This window comes from Bradyrhizobium erythrophlei, assembly GCF_900142985.1.
In the GTDB taxonomy this organism is placed as follows: domain Bacteria; phylum Pseudomonadota; class Alphaproteobacteria; order Rhizobiales; family Xanthobacteraceae; genus Bradyrhizobium; species Bradyrhizobium erythrophlei_B.
Genome location: NZ_LT670849.1, coordinates 6,729,027 through 6,746,923, shown reverse-complemented (window position 1 = coordinate 6,746,923; position 17,897 = coordinate 6,729,027). Strand labels below are relative to the sequence as shown.

Here is a 17,897-nt window from a genome sequence, read left to right as displayed (position 1 = left end):
GATTGCCATCAACAGGCATGGGTACTGAAACCGGCGCGATCATCGCCGGTCCCAGGGCCACAAAGGATACCGGACTGACCCGGTTGCGGAGCGCGGGGCTGCCGCTTGGCCTGGCCGCAATTGTTTTGGTGGCCTGGCAGATCACAGTCACAGTGGGTCACATCCCGCCGGTCATTCTGCCCTCGCCGATCTCGATCGGAAAATATATCTACGAGCGATACGATATTCTGTTGATGCATGCCGTTCCGACGACACTGGAATCGGCAGCGGGATTTGCGATCGCCACGTTGCTCGGCATTGGGCTCGCGATCATCATCACCTATTCGGAAGTGGCGCGCGAGGCGCTCTATCCCAATCTCGTCTTCTTCCAGTTGATCCCGAAGATTGCACTCGCGCCGCTCTTCATCATCTGGCTCGGCATCGGCTCGCAGTCGCGCATCGCCTTCGCGGTGTTCATCGCATTCTTTCCTGTCGTGATATCGACAGCAGCCGGCTTCGCCAGTGTGGACAAGAGCATGCTCCGGCTCTGCCGTGCGCTCACCGCCAACGAGTGGCAGATTTTTTCTAGCGTACGCTTTCCGGCTGCGCTGCCCTACATCTTCAGCGGCATGAAGATCGCCGTCACGCTCGCGATCATCGGCGTCATCATCGGTGAATTCATCACCGCCCAGGCTGGTCTCGGCTACTTGATCATTTTCGCAACCGCGCGCGCCGACACAGAGATATCGATGGCGGCGATCGTGGTGCTCTGCATCTGCGGCCTGTTGCTTTACGGTCTGGTGGCGCTCGCTGAATCCGTCGCCAACCGGTTTTACTCGGCAGAAAACCCATGAAAGCAATCTCGGACGTTTCTCTTCCCGCTGAAGCAGCCGAAATGTCCGGCGAGCCGGAGTCGCTGTCGGCGAGCGTGGTTCATCGCCTCGAGCTTGAGATACTCAAAGGCCAGCGCAAGCCCGGCGATCGGCTCGACGAGCGACAACTGGCCGATCATTTCGGCGTTTCACGCACGCCCGTGCGCGAAGCGTTGCAGCGGCTGGCTGCGAGCGGGCTTGTGGTCTCGCGCGGGCGTCAGGGGTTGCAGGTCGCGCAGCTATCGCTCGCCGACCTTCTCGATGCCTTCAGCGTCGCAGCCGAGATGGAGGCTCTTGCTTCAGCACAAGCCGCTCGCCGTATCCGGCCGAACCAGCGGGACAGCCTCGAGGCGGCGCATCAGGCCTGCGCGGCCGCCGCAGGCGTTCGGGACGTCGATGGCTTCTACGAGGCCAACCTCGAATTTCATGAAATGATCGCTGCGGCCAGCCACAACCGCGTTCTGCGCGACGAATTGCGCCGGCTGACGGTAAAGATTTCGCCGTATCGCAGGACCATCACCTTCCAGCCCGGCCGGATGGAATCCTCGATCCCCGAGCACGAGCAGATCATGCAGGCGATCTTCCGCGGCGACGCCACGCAAGCAAGCCAAGTCATGCGCTCGCACGTCACGCTGCTCGGCGACGGTCTTTCCGACCTGCTGCACTTTCTGCAGCTTTATGGCGATCAGAAGCTTTTGGCTGAACTCACCTGAATGACACGGTCAGGCCTGCCGTGCGGCCATCACGCGGCCATTCCTGGAAAGCAGGTCACGCAGCTCCCTGATCGGCGGAAACACTTCCTGATTCCAGTCGGCGCCCTGCGCATCATAGGCGGCCTGCTCCAGCTCGACGATTATCCGATCTTCCTCGAACACGCGATTGGTGAACCAGGTCAAGACGGGCCATGCCAGGTCCAGCACCCCTGGGATTTTTGGCCGGCGAACCGAAAGGTGAATGAACGACCTGTTTTTCCGCTGTTCGACGTCTACCGGCGTGTAGCCAAGCCATACGTACAGGGCCGGTACGTCGCCACCCCCAGCAAAGAAACGTAGCGTCTGGTGCGGATATTCGGTGCGGATGGTCATGAGGTCGCGCGGCTTGGACGCGTCAGACCGGAAACCTCCGGTGATCAGGGATTCGCCGAGCGGTTGCTTCGAGTCCGGCCGCGCGAACGTATAGTCGAGCTCCATCCAGCCCTCGCCCGCCCGCCTGCCGAGATAGCGCGGCGTGACCTTTCCGGTCGTTCGAATGTGCAGAAACTGATGGTTCATATCCATCAGGTTTTCATGCATGAACGTATAATGGCAATTGACGATCCGGCCGAAGCTTCGCGTCTTGTAGGCCTTGTCACCGGCGGCGCCGAGGCTTGCGGGCGGCGGCGCGGCCGGCAAGCTGCCTGGCCATATGAAGATGATGCCATCGCATTCGGCAGACGGATATACCCGCACGCCGTTGGGCTGTTTACCCTTGCCGATATAGGGAACATCGCACTTTCCCGAGGCGTCATAGCTCCAGCCGTGATAGCAGCAATGCACCCTGCAATCTTTCACGCTCCCCTTGGACAAGGGCACCTGGCGATGGGCGCATCGATCTTCCAGCGCATAGACGTCGCCCTGTTGTGGACGCACGATCGCGATCGGCTCGCCGGCAAAAGAAGACGCGACGACTTGCCCTTTTTTGACCTCATGCGACCAAGCCACCGGATACCAGTGATCCGGGTGCGCGCCGACCCGGCGCAAATCCACTGGTGCGCTGCTGATATTCGTTTCGGCTGCTTCGGCGGAATCCAACTCCATATCCACGGCTTCAACTCCCCGTTGCCCCGAGGTGGATCGTAAGGATCTCCTCGGGGGTTTCGCTGACATCGATAGTTTGCGTATTGCTTCCGACGAACTCGAGGATCGTCTTCGCCCCATCACGCCGCATTCCGCCAACGAGGGAAATGTTCACGTGATAGGCTTCGCCCGTGTCAAACCGGGTGCATTTGATCCAAAAGCGCATCGGCATACCTGCTGGCGACACTGAGCTGCGATGATGACTATCTCATGTCAGGGTGCCGCCCGCAATTCTCGCGCGGCGGCCACCATATTCACCAGCGCGGGCCGCACCTCCTCCCAGCGCCGCGTCTTCAGCCCGCAATCAGGGTTGATCCAGAGCTGCGAATCCGAAAGTTGCTTCCGTGCCAGGGAAATCAGATTTTTCATCTCCGCGGTCTCGGGTACGCGCGGCGAATGAATGTCGTAGATTCCCGGCCCGATCTCGTTGGGGTATTTGTAGTTCTTGAAGGCTTCCAGCAGTTCCATTTTCGACCGGGATGTCTCAATGGAAATAACATCCGCGTCCATCGTCGCAATGGCATCGATGATGTCGTTGAATTCGGAATAGCACATGTGGGTATGGATTTGTGTTTCGTCGGCGACCCCCGACGACGAAACGCGGAAGCTGTCCACCGCCCAGTCAAGATACGCTTTCCATTCGGATTTGCGCAACGGCAACCCTTCCCGGAGCGCAGCTTCGTCGATCTGAATCATGGTGGCGCCGGCGCTTTCGAGATCCATCACCTCATCCCGGATCGCCAACGCGATCTGACGACACGCCTCGCTCCGTGGAATGTCGTCGCGGACGAACGACCAGTTGAGAATGGTCACGGGTCCCGTCAGCATCGCCTTCATCGGCTTTTTGGTCAACGACTGGGCATAGCGCCACCACTCGACCGTCATCGGTTTGGGCCGGGAGACGTCGCCGAACAGGATCGGCGGACGGACATAGCGCGATCCATAGGATTGCACCCAGCCATGTCTGGTGAAGGCGAAGCCGGACAGTTGCTCGCCGAAATATTGCACCATGTCGTTACGCTCGAATTCGCCGTGAACCAGTACATCAAGCCCGATCTCCTCCTGCCATCGCACGGCACGTGCGGTTTCCCCTTTCAGGAATGTTCGATATTGCGCATCGCTTAATGTCCCCCTGGTATGGGCGGCGCGGGCGGCACGAACATCTGCGGTTTGCGGAAACGACCCGATCGTGGTGGTCGGGAATTTGGGAAGCGCAAAACGCTCGCGCTGAACCCTGGCGCGATGGGCGAACCCGCTTCTGCGGCGACGCATCGATTCATTGATGGCCGACATTTGCCGGGCGACGTTCGCATGATGGATTTTCGGCGATGCCTTGCGGCTTGCCGCCGCCTGTTCGGACGCTGCGAGCACCTCCGACGCACCGGCTCGGTCGCCGCCCAGTGCCTGGCCGAGCGTGGCGAGCTCTTTCATCTTCTGGACCGAAAACGCCAGCCAGCCCTTCACTTCGGAATCGAGATCGATCTCGAGATCGAGGTCGATCGGTACATGCAGCATCGAGCACGAGGGCGCGAGCTGAACGCGATCCTTGCCTAGCCTCGCAACGGCAGGCTCGAGCCGTTCGAGCAACGCAGGAAGATTGGAACGCCAGACATTGCGCCCGTCGACGACGCCGAGCGACAGCACGAGATCCTTTCGCACACGGGACGCTATCTGATCCAGCTGTTCGGGAGCGCGGACGAGGTCGACGTGAAGGCCTGCAACGGGAAGCGCCAACGCGGTTTCAAGATTATCGCCGATCGCCCCGAAATAGCTCGCGAGCATGATCTTGATACCAGGCATTTCGAGTGCGAACCGTCCGTAAGCCCGGCGCAGCGCGCTACGCGCTGTTTCGTCGAGGTCGAGCACCAGACATGGTTCGTCGAGCTGAACCCATTCGGCGCCGCGGCTGGCGAGCTCCCGAAGGACCTCGATATAGACCGGCAACAGCCGGTCCAGCAGCGAGAGCGGATCGAATCCGGCGTTGGCGCTCTTGCCGAGTTTCAGAAACGTCACGGGACCGACCAGCACCGGGCGCGTCTGATAGCCGAGACTCTTCGCTTCTTCATATTCTTCGATCGGCTTGCGCGAGGAGAGCGTGAAGGTCTGACCGTCGTGAAATTCAGGCACCATGTAGTGGTAGTTGGTGTCAAACCACTTGGTCATCTCCTGCGCGGCCGCGCCATGCCCGTGATGGGCGTGACCGCAATCCGCGCCATGGTCTTGGTTCTGCGCTCCGCGCGACATCGCGAAGTAGGTCGTGAGCGCAACCGGGCCACCCTTCCAGCCGTAGATGTCAGGAATGGCGCCGACCATCGCGCTGGTATCGAGCACGTGGTCGTAGAGTGAGAAATCGTTGGAGGGAATAACCGTCACGCCAAGCGATTTCTGCCGCGCCCAATTGGCCGCGCGTAAACCGGCGGCGGCTTCGAGCAACTGCGCTTCGGTGGATTTTCCGGCCCAGTAGCTTTCAAGCGCGAATTTCAGTTCACGTCGCGGGCCGATGCGCGGCGTACCAAGCGTAGCAACAGGAAGTTTGAGAAGAGACATAGCTTCAACCCCTTGATCTGGGGGCAAATGCCATGGCGGATGCGTGCAGAGGACGTCGCGTGATGCGACATCTGCTTGGCGCACCACCGGGACACCCCGCCCGTGGACGAACAATGTTGTCGGGGCAGGTCTCCTGGCTCGCGGGTCGTCGCTACTGTCCGGCCTTCCCGAAGCCGCATGGCTTCAGTGACGCTAGTTGGACAGCGGCTCGCCGCTTACAGTTGCGGGGGCAGCGTCGGCATTGCACCGGCTTCCCTCTTAGCTCCGGATCAAGCAGGACCCGGAGAACCCAAACAGAAGCCGAATATCTGCAAGTGGATACCTTCGTCAACGGGGCCTTCGCAGACAGGGGCGCTCTCGCAATTCACAACCTTCCACAATGAACCGTTGCCGCGCTCCAAGGAATCATTGACACTCCGCCACGAATATCCCCACATATGGGTGTCACGGTCCATCAGATCGCAATATCTGGTGGCTAAGAGGGAAGCCGGTGAATCGCGTTTGGGGCGCGAAAATCCGGCACTGCCCCCGCAACTGTAAGCAGTGAGTTGTTCCCAATCCGTACGCCACTGATGCGGTTTCGCATCGGGAAGGCCAAGGGAACAACAGCGACCTGCAAGTCAGGAGACCTGCCGCGACAGCAAAAAAACGTCCACGGACGGGGTGTCCGGCGGTCGCTTGCATGCGCTGTCCGGCTCATCGCTGCCGGGCAATTCTGCAGCGCCCCTTGTTGCCCCGTCAAAAACCAACACGCGAACTTCGGGGCCATCTGATGTCTTTAGACCTGCACGCGGAAAATGCTTCCGCTCCTATCATCCACTTGCGTCCGGAATCGCTCGCTGCCGTTCCCAGCGAGCCCGCCATGCAGATCATCCGCCGCAACGGCAAGGTGACGCCGTTCGATTCGGGAAAGATCGCGGTCGCCATGACTAAGGCGTTTCTTGCGGTCGAAGGAAACACCGCAGGTGCCTCGCGACGCGTTCATGAGACCGTCGAGCAGCTGACGGCGGACGTCGTCACCGCATTGATGCGCCGCGCCGGTGAGGGCCGCACGTTCCACATCGAGGATGTGCAGGACCAGGTCGAACTCGCGCTGATGCGGAGCGAGAACCAAAAGGTCGCCCGCGCCTACGTGCTCTATCGCGAAGACCGCGCCCGCAAACGCGCGGAAGAAACTATCGCACAAGCATCCGAAGCCCCGCAGTCGGCTATTCACGTCACCTTGACCGACGGATCGCGCGTCAGGCTCGACAGCAAGCGGCTCGAACTCATCGTCACCGAGGCTTGCGCCGGTCTCGACGGCGTGTCCCCTGCCCCGGTCCTGACCGAGACTCAGCGCAATCTCTATGACGGCATCAGCCAGGATGAATTGGCGCTAGCCTCGATCATGGCCGCGCGAACGCTGGTCGAGCAGGAGCCGAACTACGCTTACGTCAGCGCACGTCTGCTCCTCGACAAGCTTCGCGGCGAAGTTCTGTCCTATGTGCACAAGACATCGACCAGTGCCTCGCAGGCCGACATGGCCACGCGCTATGCCGACTATTTTCCGGAATATGTGAGGACCGGTATCGCCGCCGAACTGCTCGATCCCGAACTGGCCCGCTTCGACCTCGGCCGGATCGCCGCGGCGCTGAAGCCGGAGCGCGATCTGAAATTCCAGTTCCTCGGCCTGCAAACGCTGTACGATCGCTATTTCCTGCATGTCCGCGGCAAGCGCATCGAGTTGCCGCAAGCGTTCTTCATGCGCGTCGCCATGGGGCTGGCCTTGCGGGAGATCGATCGCGAAGCGAAAGCGATCGAATTCTACGGCTTGCTGTCGTCGTTCGACTTCATGGCCTCGACGCCAACGCTGTTCAACGCCGGCACGCTGCGCCCGCAGCTTTCATCGTGCTTCCTTACCACTGTTTCGGACGAGCTCGACGGCATCTTCAAATCCATCAAGGACAATGCCCTGCTTGCGAAATATTCCGGCGGTCTCGGCAACGACTGGACGCCGGTGCGCGGGTTAGGGGCCCACATCAAGGGCACCAACGGCGAAAGCCAGGGCATCATTCCGTTCCTCAAGGTCGCCAACGATACCGCGATCGCTGTCAACCAGGGCGGCAAGCGCAAGGGCGCGGTCTGCGCCTATCTCGAGACCTGGCATGTCGACATCGAGGAATTCCTCGATCTGCGCAAGAACACCGGCGACGATCGCCGCCGCACCCACGACATGAACACGGCCAACTGGGTGCCGGATCTGTTCATGCAGCGGGTCCAGGCCGATGCGGAGTGGACGCTGTTCTCGCCGGACGAGACGGCTGACCTGCACGATCTCTATGGCGCGGACTTCAAGGCCGCCTATGAGGCCTACGAGGCCAAAGCCAAAGCCGGCGGCTTGCGCGTCTGCAAGACCGTGCGGGCGAGCGACCTGTGGCGGCGCATGCTGACCATGCTGTTTGAAACCGGCCATCCCTGGATCACCTTCAAGGACCCCTGCAATCTGCGCTCGCCGCAGCGGCATGTCGGCGTGGTTCATTCCTCGAACCTTTGCACCGAGATCACGCTCAATACCTCGGCCGACGAAGTCGCGGTCTGCAACCTGGGCTCGGTGAACCTGCTCAATCACGTCGGCAGCAAGGGCATCGATCGCGCCAAACTGAAGCGCACGGTCACATCAGCGGTGCGCATGCTCGACAACGTCATCGATATCAACTTCTACACGATCCCGGAGGCGCGGCGTTCCAACCTGCGTCACCGCCCGGTCGGGCTTGGCCTGATGGGCTTTCAGGAAGCGCTGCAACTCCAGCGCATCCCGATTGCGTCCAATGACGCCGTCAGCTTTGCCGATCTCAGCATGGAAGCGATTTCGTACCACGCGATCGAAGCTTCTGCCGATCTCGCCGCGGAACGCGGAGCCTATCCGAGTTTTGCGGGATCGTTGTGGTCGAAGGGCATCCTGCCAATCGACTCCGTCGAGCTTCTCGCCGAGGCGCGCGGCGCGCTCGATCTCGACCGTTCGTCGACGCTGGACTGGGACCGCCTGCGCAACAAGGTCAAGTCGGCCGGCATGCGGAACTCGAACGTGATGGCGATCGCGCCGACGGCGACGATCTCCAACATCTGCGGCGTATCGCAATCGATCGAACCCAACTATCAGAACCTGTTCGTCAAATCGAACATGTCGGGCGACTTCACGGTCGTGAATGATTTCCTTGTCCGTGACCTCAAGACGCGCGGCCTCTGGGACGAAGTGATGGTGTCCGATCTGAAATATTTCGACGGCAGCGTCGGCCAGATCGATCGCATCCCGGACGATCTCAAGGCGCTCTACGCCACCGCCTTCGAGATCGACAGCGTCTGGCTGATCGAGGCGGCCGCGCGCCGGCAGAAATGGATCGACCAGTCCCAATCGCTGAATCTTTATATCGCCAATCCCTCCGGCAAGAAGCTCGACGCACTTTATCGTCTCGCCTTCAATCGCGGGCTCAAGACCACCTACTACCTGCGATCGAGATCGGCGACCCATGTCGAGAAATCGACGCTGAAGGGCACGGACGGTAAGCTCAACGCGGTCTCGGTCACCTCCGCGATCTCGCACGCGCCGATCATCGTGCCGGCCGCGCCCGACCTTGAAGGGGTCAAGGCCTGCCGGATCGACGACCCCGATTGCGAAGCCTGCCAGTAAGGAGAGAAAAAATGCTCGACTGGTCAGACACTGAACCCGCCGCGGCCGCGCCAATCCCCGCGGTCCTGCGACCCGTGCCGCGCAGCAAGCCGGAAGTTACCGATCACGCGAATACCGGCCTGATCGACCGCACCGGAGGCCGCGTTTCGGTCGACGAAAAGCGGATGATCAACTGCCGCGCCGACGTCAACCAGCTGCTTCCGCTCAAGTATAAATGGGCGTGGGAGAAGTACCTCGCCGGCTGCAACAATCACTGGATGCCGACCGAAGTCTCGATGCAGGCCGACATCGCGCTCTGGAAATCGCGCGACGGCCTCACCGACGACGAGCGACGCGCCATCAAGCGCAACCTCGGCTTCTTCGCAGCATCCGAAAGCCTGGTCGCCAACAACATCGTGCTGGCGATCTATCGGCACCTGACCAATCCCGAGTGCCGGCAGTACCTGCTTCGCCAGGCCTTCGAGGAGGCCGTCCACACCCATACGTTCCAGTACGTCGTCGAGAGTCTCGGCCTCGACGAGGGCGAGCTGTTCAACATGTACCGCGAAGTGCCCTCGATCACCGACAAGGCGGCGTGGGCGCTGAAGCAGACAAAACACCTGGAAGATCCCGCTTTCGCGACCGGCACGCCGGAGACGGATCGGGCCTTTCTGCGCGACCTGATCGCCTTCTACGTCGTGTTCGAGGGCATGTGGTTCTATACCGGCTTTGCGCAGATCCTCTCGCTCGGCCGGCGCAACAAGATGGTCGGGATCGCCGAGCAGTATCAGTACATCCTGCGTGACGAGAGCATCCATCTGAACTTCGGCATCGACGTGATCAACCAGATCAAGATCGAAAATCCGCATCTATGGACACCGGAGTTTCAGGGCGAAGCGCGCACCATGATCCGCCAAGCGGCCGAACTGGAGGCGGCTTACGGGCGGGATACGATGCCGCGCGGCTTCCTTGGCCTCAACGCCGCCCTTTGCGAGCAGTACATGCACTTCATCGCCAATCGCCGTTGCGCACAGATCGGTCTGGCGCCGGTGTTTGCGGAGACCGAGAATCCATTCCCGTGGATGTCGGAGGCGATGGACCTGAAGAAGGAGAAGAATTTCTTCGAGACGCGGGTGATCGAATATCAGAATGGTGGCGCACTGAGCTGGGACTGAAGGCCCGCAGCGCTCGCGATGACCATGGCAAAGGCCCCGGACAGCTCCGGGGCTTTTCGCATCGTGACGTCTGGGGCGCCGCGCCCCAATTTGTCGCTTCCGGCGTAGCCGGCAACTATCGGCCAGATTTGGGACTTGCCCTGACGTTGATTCGGAAGGCCTATTCGGCCCTAGCGTCCCGGTTCTGACAATCCTATCGCGGCAGGCACTTTTACGAATGTCAGAACCAAAGGGACACTAGCAACCATATGATTCTAGTGTGGCTTTGACTCTGACGTTCCTTCGAAGAACTCGGGGCCACACTGAAAGGAACGTCAGTGTCGCCACACTAGAGCTGCGCGCTCTCGCCACAGGCACTTCGGAGCATATCCGGTTACAATATTGTGAGCCGTGTCCCCCAATGGAATGAAGTCTTTATGCGGGGTGTCTATTCCGGTAAAGAGAGACCACTGAGAGGAAGCCCAGATGAAAGCGATCATTCTCCTGACGGCCGCAACGGTGCTTGTTGCAACCGCCCCCGCGATGGCAAGGCCAATCTACGGCCAGAGCATCTATTGCGCGACCCGGGAAGCCGGAAACCCACATAGCAAATATTGCGACTATCTGGCCTGGAGCGGCTGGCGGCGGCGAGGCGGCTGGGATTCCTCGCTGGACAACGCCTGTCTGATGAACCCGAGCTTTGTGCCGTCCGAGTGCGGCGGGCGCTGGTAAGCTAAGCAAGGTAGTCAATCGGGCGCATGGCGGGATCGCCAGCGCTTTGATATCTAGCCTTGTATGCAAACCAACTACGTGGCGCTGGCCGTCGTGGTCGCCTACATGGCCGGTCTCGGCCTGCTGACGAGCATCGTGCAGCGGTCGGTGACGACGGCAACGACATTCACGTCCGGCACCACGGGGTCCGGGGTTCCTGCCGTTCTGGTAGGGCTCATGCTGATGTCCGAATTCATCGGCACATCGGCCAGCGTCGGCACGGCCCAGGAAGCCTACATTTCCGGCATCTCGGCATCGTGGAACATCATCGCGCTCGGCGCGGGCTTTTTGTTCTACGCCTGGTTTCTCGCCGGAAAATACAAGGAGTCCGGGCACAATACGATCTCGGGCGTATTCGCCGAGGTCTATGGGCCCTCGACCAAGGTCGCCACCTCGCTCGTCATGATCTTAGCGCTCCAGATCGTGGCGGTGGCGCTGTACGCGGGCGGCGGGGCTATTCTCGGCGTGCTGCTTGCCGTCGATCGGACATTGGCGACCGTCATTTGCGGCGTCGTTGCCGTTCTCTATGTCTTCGTCGGCGGCATGCGGTCGGTGGTCTATACCAATGTCATCCATTCGCTGATGAAGTATGCCGGCGTCGGCATCGCCCTGTATTTTGGATTGACGAAGGTGGGTGGCCTTAGCGAATTGCAGACGCATCTGCCGCCGGCAATGTTTTCTTGGACCAATGTCGGCGTCAGTCAGATCTTTGCCTGGTTCATCGCCGGCATGGGCGCGACTTTCTCGACCCAGTATGTCATTCAGGCGATCAATACGGTCGAGACGCGGCAGAAGGCACAAGTCGCAAGCTTCAGCGCGGCGGTGCTGCTGATACCCTTCGGCATCGCGACCGCTCTGATCGGCATGTGCTCACTGATGCTCTATCCCGGCATCAAGTCCATCAACGCCTTCTCGGCACTGATCGCCGACATGAATGGCCCGATGGCAGGCATCGTCGCCGCAGGACTGGCAGCTTCGCTGTTCGGCACGATCTCCGCGATCAGCGTTTCAACGGCTACCCTGCTCTACAAGGATTTTTACACCCGCTTCGTGAGCGCGGCAGATGACGAGCGACGGTCGCTTGTCTTCGTACGGGTGACGACGGTCGTTGTCGGCCTGTTGCCGATCGCGCTTGCGATCTACACGCCGAACGTCCTGCAAATCACCTTCCTTGCAAAAGCGATCAGGGCCTCTCTGTCGGTTCTGGTGCTGCTCGTCTTCTACGCGCCTTGGCTCGGCACCAAAGGCGGCGCGCTGTTCAGCATCATCGGTTCGATGGTTGCCACCATCGCCTGGTTTTTGATGGGAAATCCCTTCGGCATCGACAACGCTTACGTGGCGCTTGTCGTCCCGCTGGTCGTGATGGTCACGAGTTCATTGCTGGCGTGGCGACGGACAGGCCCAACGATGCCGAAGCAGGAGTTGCGGTAAATTTCCGCGAAAACAGGCTGATTTTCCCGTAGTTCTCCTGCCGAGAACAAAGTTCCAGAGTTCGCGGTCATGGACACGTCATTTAAACCAGTCACGCTGGACTTTTCGAAGTAGCCGAGCGCTTTCGCTCTCTGGGGTAGGTGAAAAAAGGGCGGCGCCCGGCTACTCGGCCGCGCGGCGGTGCGGCCTTTTTATAACATCATCAATGATTTAAAATTTCGTCTTCATTCGCCATCGCAATGGCGGATAGAGCCAGCGATACCGAAGCTGAAAACAGAACCGCCGTGAACCCCTGAGGTTCACGGCGGTTTCGGTTTCGCTGGTCCGTTGGCTTACAGCTTGATGCGGAAGCCGGTCACGACAGCGGCCGTGCTGATGTCGTGACCCGGCGCAGGTCCAGAAAAGTTGATGCCTTGGAGGACCTTGGTGCCGGGGTTACCCGGGAAAGCCGACGCCAAGCCACCGCTCACCTGAGCCCAGGTCGCGCCGGCATAGACGTCGAGATGCTTATTCAGGGCGTAGTCGGCCAGGAACGAGACCTGGTCGTAGCCGCCGGCGCACGTGATCGCGCTCGCGCCGCCAGCCGCCGGACAAATGTTGGTGTTGTCGGCAATGTAGGAGTTCTGGTTCACGTGGTAGTACGCACCAGTGAGGCTCAGACCCCAAGCGAAGTCGTACTTCACGCCCGCCCAGTAGAAATCGAAGACGCGCGCAGTTGTGAAGGCGTTGTTGTCGAGCGTTGTAAGCAGGTACCCGCCGGCGGCGTCACCCTGGGTGATCGGCGTCTTCGGATTGGAATTGCGGACGTTGGAATAGCCGGCGAAAATCGTGAACTTGTCGACCGGCATCGGCTCGGCCTTGACGGCCTTGGTGTACCCCGAATAGGCCGCACCACCCGGCCGGCCAAATTCCCAAGTATACTTGCCCATGACCGATATCTCTTGATCGTCGGACATGTTCGCGAAGAGCGACGTGGCGTTGAGCGGAAGGTTGGCGGCCGATTGAAGGTTCACGACGCCATGTTCCTTGGTGTAGGTCGCCTCTGCGGAGAAGCCACCCACATGTCCGCCGAATACGAAGGAGTAAGCGTCACCGAAGAAACCGGTGGCATTGCCACCGTTGGAATACATCGCACCAGCCGTGATCGGGCCGTTGTCGTAGACATACTTCACTGAATTATCCCACCGCGCTGCTTGGGTGCTGCCGGAGCCGCCGTTCGTGCCGGAATAGCCGAGCAGCGAGAGGGCGTAGGACAGCGCCATCGGGTCGTAGGTCGCAATACCGTCGAGCTCGAACGAATTGGTCCGGCCGATGGTGAGCGTGCCGTATTGCTTGTTGCTGATGCCGCCCCAGAGCTGGCCGTTGAAGGCCTGGCCGCAGCGGCCGCTGTCGGCATTGGAAGTCTGCTGGTTGTAAGCGATGCCGGCGTTCTGCAGGAACGAGCTACAGCCGTCGGAAAGCGTGCCTCTCAGCGGATCGACACCGGTGTCGAGGCGCGCAATCGCCTTCCAGTCGCCGCCCAGCGGCTCTTCGACTTTCACGCCGATGAAGGACTGCTGAAGGGCGCTATGTTGAACCGTCGCGATCGACTGCCCTGTGTAGTTGCGGGTGGTCGTGAACGGCGAATATTCGAGACCCGACACCACGGCGCCAAGCGGCCGGCCGTTGGTCTGATAGGCGCCACCGAGGTCGAGCACGCCGATCGGCGTGATGCCCCAGAAGGTCAGGTTGTCCGGGATCACGTCCGGTACTTTCGGCGGCACCCAGTCCGCGGCGTAGGCGGTGCCCGCCAGACCTGTCACTGCGAGCGCAATCGCGAGCGCTTTCTTCATTTTGAAACCCCCAAGTTGGCCACCCCCGTAGACGGAGCGAGCGCTCCGGCTACCAATCGTTGTGTCTGGCCGAACACAACGGTCGATATATCAGATGGAACATAACGAGGCCACAAGTGCAGCCAAGCAACAGTGGAAGGCAAAATTCGATTTGAGTTGCCTATAGCAGGATTTGTGATTTCAACCGTACGGAGCGCCGCATTCGGTTACCTTGCGACGCCTGCGGGCCTGGCTGGATGAGATGTCGAGGATCATCCGAAGGAAGTCGGGCTGGCGAGGATCGGTCAGCCCTTGGTCCGATGGCCGATATCCGCGCGCAGGGCTTGCAGCTCCTTGCGCGCCGCGCTCTCGGCCGACCGCTCGATTTTCCGATAGCGTTCGATCAGCGACAGGCCGAACGGCGTCAGCATGGCGCCGCCGCCATTCTTGCCGCCGGTTTGCCGATCAACCGCGGCGCGCTGGCAGATGCGATTGATTTCGTCGACCAGATCCCATGCCCGCTTGTAGGACATGTTCATCGCCCGCCCGGCCGCGGAGATCGAGCCACAGCTATTGATGTTCTCGAGCAAAAGAATCTTGCCCGGACCGATCCGCCCCTCCGGGTCGAGATCGATCCGAACGCTGAGCGAAGGCAACGATGGCGACGGTGACTTGCGCATGGTCCGCCTGATCATCCAAGCCGGCGAGAAATCTCGCCGGCATCATCGCTACCCAAGAACCCGGTTGATTCGCATCAATAACAATTGCGCGGATCGACCTGGGCGTACTGCCCCGACGGATATTTGTAGTAGCAGCCGCCCTGGGCGAGATAATAGCCGGGCCGCGCCGCAGCCTGGGCTCCGGCAATGGCGCCGATGGTTCCGCCAGTGATGGCGCCGACGGCTGCGCCCACCGGCCGGCCACTGATCAGGCCGCCGAGGACGCCGCCAACAATGGCACCGCCAACCGCACCCGCCGCCGGATCCGGCCCCGGGGGCGGCGGCGGTGCGTAAGCCGCTGCGGGGGGCGGATAGCCCGGTCCGGGGTCCATGTCGTCGTCCGGACCGCCGGCGACGTCATCCATCACCTCCACATCCGAGACGTAGGCCGGAGGACCATCCATGGGTTGCGGGTAGAAGTACCAGACGCCGCCGACATCCCACCACCAGCCAAAGCGGCCATTGTGCATCTCGTGACGCCACCGCCCGCCTTCCCAGGCCAGATGTCCGTGATAGGGCCGGCCACCAAAATTTCGCGTCGGGAAATTGCCGCGCACAAAGCGCTGACCTTGCTGGCCCTGTGGTCCGCGCACCGCCTGACCTTGGAACGCCTGACCTTGACCTTGACCGGCGCGAGGCGGCCCCTGACGCACCGCGGGCCCAGCCGGCTTCGCCTGCCCTTGCGGCGGCGGCTTGTGTTGCTGTTGCTCCTGGGCCTGCGCCGAGAACGCAAAAGCAGCCACGATCGATATCAAGGGAACGGCGATCCGCGAGCGCTTGAGAGCACGCATGGTACTGATTTCTCCACTGCCACGAGAGGCGGCATTATGGATCAGCCGGGCGTCGAAATCTACGTTAACGGGCGCGTTTGACACGTACGCACATGCAATGCCGCCGTCTTGCCACAAACATCCGGCCGCCGCGGACTTCCTGGCTGGGGCCGGGTTTTGCACCGGACTGGCGCTTCTTCGTGTTGCAAGGACCGCCGTTCGCTTTATAGACCTTAACGTCGCAGATTTGACATTCGCCGGCCGCCCCGCCGCCAGGCACTTTCGGATGCACGCATCCGGATCGGCGCATCGGGGTTCGAGGCCAAAGAGGACCGGACATGAGAAAATTGCTTGCCTTGATCGTCGTATTCTCCGCAACGGCTGCCTGGGCGCAGCAAGACGATGCGCCGGCGCCCGCGGCAAAGCCGGCGGTGCATGCCAAGTCGAAGACACCGAAAGCCGGCCCCCCGAAATCCCTTGCCGAGAAGCTGTTGGCCTGCCTCGAGATCGAGGACGAGAGCAAGGAACGGCTCGACTGCTACGATGCAGCGATCCCGCCCACCAAGCCGCCAAAGGCGAAGGCCGGGGCGGCGAACGGCGTGATGGATTGCCGCTTCGTCAAGGAGGAGGATGAGCGGTTGAAGTGCTTCAACGGATTTGCGGAAAAAATCCCGAAATTCTCCTCACGCTGACCCTGTCTCATCGGCTGGTTCCCGCTTCATCCAGTCTGTTGATAAGCCTGCCCTTGCCGTTTTCGGCCTGATCGCCGGGGCCTGCGGCATGTTAATCGACGTTTCAGTGTGGTGGATTTGACATTCGTAAACGAGCCCGCCGCGGCATCAAACGAATGTCAGAACCGGGACACTAGCCCTAGTTCTGACGGAAGAGAAATCATGCGGATTACCCTCGTCGGCTCTCGCCATTTCGGCGTGACGACCCTGCAAATGCTGCGCGGGCATGACGTCGACGTCGTCAGGGTTGTGGTTGCGGATGCCGAAGACCGGTTGGCTATGGCTGCGCGTGAGGCCGGCATCGAGGTGGTGGTTCAGGCCAATCCGAAACTGGTAGTCGCCTCCGAAATCGCCGGTGGCACCGATTTGATTGTCACCGCCCACAGCCATGCGCGCATAGCCAGGGAAGCGCTGGCCGCCTCCCGCCTCGGCGGAATCGGCTATCATCCGTCGCTGTTGCCGCGCCATCGCGGGATCGCGGCCGTCGAATGGACCATCCGCGAGCAGGACCCGATTGCCGGCGGCACCGTGTATCATCTCGCGGATCGGATGGATGCCGGCGCGATCGCGGCACAGGACTGGTGTTTTGTTGGGAAAGGCGAGACGGCCCGGCAATTGTGGGAGCGCGCTCTTGCGCCGATGGGCCAGAAATTGCTCGCCGAGGTTATCGACTACGCGAGGGCTCACAACGCGTTGCCGGCGAAGCCGCAGGACGAGCAATTTGCGACCAGCGCACCGGCACTCGCGAGTTAGCTTCCGCGGACGCCGCCCGAAGCATACCTTCAACGAGTTGACCTGCCAGACTCGATTCCAGACATAAATCCATGTTCTGGAATATGTTTTCATCGTCGAAAACATGACCGAAAGCACGTCGTGATGCCCGGCTGACCACTCGACGCTCATACGGACGGGGGATAAAATTTTCTCGCCGGCGCTGGTATCCAAGGCATCATCGGCACCCGAGGGACTTGTGCTCTCACCGATCAATGTGCATATGCGGACGGCCAGCGTAGTGACAATGCCGATGGGGGAATTGGAATGGAGCGTCTGAACAATACCAGGAAGTCTTTCGGCGTCACGCGTCGCCTGGTCTTCGCGATCGCAACCGTGCTTGCAGCCTCCGTCTGGAGCGACAGCGGTCACGCGCAGGCCGGCGGACCTTTCGCCGGTATGGCCGGCGTCTGGAGCGGCGGCGGTACGGTCACGCTGGACGACGGCTCGACCGAGCGCATTCGTTGCCGCGCGACCTACGCGGTCGGCGCCGGAGGCTCTGGCCTGCAACAGACGCTGACCTGCGCCAGCGACAGCTACAAGTTCAACCTGACCAGCAACGTGACCGCGCAGGGTCCGGCAATTTCCGGCAGCTGGAGCGAGACCAGCCGCAACATCAACGGCAATATCGAGGGCCGCGCGGGTGGCGGCGTGATTCAGGTTGTTGCCAGCGCGCCTGGTTTTAACGCGAACATTTCGCTGACGACACGCGGCAACAAGCAGTCGGTGGTAATCCGGGCTGAGAGCCAGTTCAGGGGCGCTTCGATTTCGCTGACGCGCAGCTGATTTCAGATTTCAGACCAAGGCCGGCGGGTCGCCATCACGGTGACCTGCCGGCTTTTTCATGCGCCGTGAGTTAT

The 17,897-nt window shown here is 61.1% G+C and carries 14 protein-coding genes and 2 riboswitches; of the genes, 9 read left to right on the top strand and 5 right to left on the bottom strand.

Annotation, left to right across the window (positions count from 1 at the left end):
• The first annotated feature begins 17 nt into the window (after positions 1–17).
• Positions 18–833: an ABC transporter permease gene (locus BUA38_RS32450; RefSeq protein ID WP_072824513.1), complete on the top strand. Its 816-nt coding sequence runs from the start codon at positions 18–20 to the stop codon at positions 831–833.
• The gene (locus BUA38_RS32445; RefSeq protein ID WP_083587856.1) at positions 830–1,564 is read left to right on the top strand and encodes a GntR family transcriptional regulator; all 735 of its coding nucleotides are present in this window, start codon (positions 830–832) and stop codon (positions 1,562–1,564) included. The genes BUA38_RS32450 and BUA38_RS32445 overlap by 4 nt, the downstream gene beginning before the upstream one ends.
• A gap of 9 nt (positions 1,565–1,573) precedes the next feature.
• Here the strand turns inward: BUA38_RS32445 and BUA38_RS32440 are convergent, their stop codons facing one another.
• Together BUA38_RS32440 and metE are read right to left on the bottom strand one after the other, a co-directional pair.
• Complete coding sequence (locus tag BUA38_RS32440; protein ID WP_244553117.1) at positions 1,574–2,641, bottom strand: aromatic ring-hydroxylating oxygenase subunit alpha; 1,068 nt, start codon at positions 2,639–2,641, stop codon at positions 1,574–1,576.
• 258 nt (positions 2,642–2,899) lie between these two features.
• On the bottom strand, positions 2,900–5,233 hold the full coding sequence (gene metE, locus BUA38_RS32430) for a 5-methyltetrahydropteroyltriglutamate--homocysteine S-methyltransferase (protein ID WP_072824508.1): 2,334 nt from the start codon (positions 5,231–5,233) through the stop codon (positions 2,900–2,902).
• A gap of 106 nt (positions 5,234–5,339) precedes the next feature.
• Positions 5,340–5,541: riboswitch (cobalamin riboswitch) on the bottom strand.
• Between the two features lie 122 nt (positions 5,542–5,663).
• Positions 5,664–5,884: riboswitch (cobalamin riboswitch) on the top strand.
• A 121-nt stretch (positions 5,885–6,005) separates the two neighbouring features.
• Here metE and BUA38_RS32425 point away from each other — a divergent pair.
• The 4 genes from BUA38_RS32425 to BUA38_RS32410 all read left to right on the top strand — a co-directional run bounded on the left by BUA38_RS32425 (position 6,006) and on the right by BUA38_RS32410 (position 12,235).
• Positions 6,006–8,900: a ribonucleoside-diphosphate reductase subunit alpha gene (locus tag BUA38_RS32425; RefSeq protein WP_072824506.1), complete on the top strand. Its 2,895-nt coding sequence runs from the start codon at positions 6,006–6,008 to the stop codon at positions 8,898–8,900.
• Between the two features lie 11 nt (positions 8,901–8,911).
• Positions 8,912–10,054, top strand: coding sequence for a ribonucleotide-diphosphate reductase subunit beta (locus BUA38_RS32420; RefSeq protein WP_072824504.1), 1,143 nt, complete (start codon positions 8,912–8,914; stop codon positions 10,052–10,054).
• Positions 10,055–10,519: 465 nt separating this feature from the next.
• Entirely contained in the window at positions 10,520–10,765 is a 246-nt protein-coding gene (locus BUA38_RS32415; RefSeq protein ID WP_072824502.1) for a hypothetical protein, read from the top strand.
• 63 nt (positions 10,766–10,828) lie between these two features.
• On the top strand, positions 10,829–12,235 hold the full coding sequence (locus BUA38_RS32410) for a sodium:solute symporter family protein (RefSeq protein ID WP_072824500.1): 1,407 nt from the start codon (positions 10,829–10,831) through the stop codon (positions 12,233–12,235).
• Positions 12,236–12,567: 332 nt separating this feature from the next.
• On the opposite strand, the gene BUA38_RS32405 is transcribed toward BUA38_RS32410, so the two are convergent.
• The 3 genes from BUA38_RS32405 to BUA38_RS32395 all read right to left on the bottom strand — a co-directional run bounded on the left by BUA38_RS32405 (position 12,568) and on the right by BUA38_RS32395 (position 15,556).
• Positions 12,568–14,067 (bottom strand): porin, encoded by a 1,500-nt coding sequence (locus BUA38_RS32405; protein ID WP_072824498.1) that lies wholly within the window; start codon positions 14,065–14,067, stop codon positions 12,568–12,570.
• Positions 14,068–14,351: 284 nt separating this feature from the next.
• Positions 14,352–14,726, bottom strand: coding sequence for a winged helix-turn-helix domain-containing protein (locus BUA38_RS32400; protein ID WP_072826609.1), 375 nt, complete (start codon positions 14,724–14,726; stop codon positions 14,352–14,354).
• 74 nt (positions 14,727–14,800) lie between these two features.
• Positions 14,801–15,556 carry a hypothetical protein gene (locus tag BUA38_RS32395; protein WP_072824496.1) on the bottom strand — a complete coding sequence of 252 codons (756 nt, stop codon included), beginning with the start codon at positions 15,554–15,556 and terminating at the stop codon, positions 14,801–14,803.
• Between the two features lie 317 nt (positions 15,557–15,873).
• Here BUA38_RS32395 and BUA38_RS32390 point away from each other — a divergent pair, with 317 nt between their 5' ends.
• The 3 genes from BUA38_RS32390 (at position 15,874) to BUA38_RS32380 (ending at position 17,823) form a co-directional block, all read left to right on the top strand.
• Positions 15,874–16,227 (top strand): hypothetical protein, encoded by a 354-nt coding sequence (locus tag BUA38_RS32390; RefSeq protein WP_072824494.1) that lies wholly within the window; start codon positions 15,874–15,876, stop codon positions 16,225–16,227.
• A 201-nt stretch (positions 16,228–16,428) separates the two neighbouring features.
• Positions 16,429–17,019: a formyltransferase family protein gene (locus tag BUA38_RS32385; RefSeq protein WP_072824492.1), complete on the top strand. Its 591-nt coding sequence runs from the start codon at positions 16,429–16,431 to the stop codon at positions 17,017–17,019.
• 285 nt (positions 17,020–17,304) lie between these two features.
• Positions 17,305–17,823, top strand: coding sequence for a hypothetical protein (locus BUA38_RS32380; RefSeq protein WP_072824490.1), 519 nt, complete (start codon positions 17,305–17,307; stop codon positions 17,821–17,823).
• Positions 17,824–17,897: the final 74 nt, after the last annotated feature.

Bases quoted from the DNA above. Each gene is read 5' to 3' on its own strand.
- BUA38_RS32385 (WP_072824492.1), top strand. From the start codon at position 16,429: ATGCGGATTACCCTCGTCGGCTCTCGCCATTTCGGCGTGACGACCCTG.
- BUA38_RS32445 (WP_083587856.1), top strand. From the start codon at position 830: ATGAAAGCAATCTCGGACGTTTCTCTTCCCGCTGAAGCAGCCGAAATG.
- BUA38_RS32395 (WP_072824496.1), bottom strand. From the start codon at position 15,556: ATGCGTGCTCTCAAGCGCTCGCGGATCGCCGTTCCCTTGATATCGATC.
- BUA38_RS32410 (WP_072824500.1), top strand. From the start codon at position 10,829: ATGCAAACCAACTACGTGGCGCTGGCCGTCGTGGTCGCCTACATGGCC.
- BUA38_RS32380 (WP_072824490.1), top strand. From the start codon at position 17,305: ATGGAGCGTCTGAACAATACCAGGAAGTCTTTCGGCGTCACGCGTCGC.
- metE (WP_072824508.1), bottom strand. From the start codon at position 5,233: ATGTCTCTTCTCAAACTTCCTGTTGCTACGCTTGGTACGCCGCGCATC.
- BUA38_RS32420 (WP_072824504.1), top strand. From the start codon at position 8,912: ATGCTCGACTGGTCAGACACTGAACCCGCCGCGGCCGCGCCAATCCCC.
- BUA38_RS32400 (WP_072826609.1), bottom strand. From the start codon at position 14,726: ATGCGCAAGTCACCGTCGCCATCGTTGCCTTCGCTCAGCGTTCGGATC.
- BUA38_RS32450 (WP_072824513.1), top strand. From the start codon at position 18: ATGGGTACTGAAACCGGCGCGATCATCGCCGGTCCCAGGGCCACAAAG.
- BUA38_RS32405 (WP_072824498.1), bottom strand. From the start codon at position 14,067: ATGAAGAAAGCGCTCGCGATTGCGCTCGCAGTGACAGGTCTGGCGGGC.
- BUA38_RS32415 (WP_072824502.1), top strand. From the start codon at position 10,520: ATGAAAGCGATCATTCTCCTGACGGCCGCAACGGTGCTTGTTGCAACC.
- BUA38_RS32390 (WP_072824494.1), top strand. From the start codon at position 15,874: ATGAGAAAATTGCTTGCCTTGATCGTCGTATTCTCCGCAACGGCTGCC.
- BUA38_RS32425 (WP_072824506.1), top strand. From the start codon at position 6,006: ATGTCTTTAGACCTGCACGCGGAAAATGCTTCCGCTCCTATCATCCAC.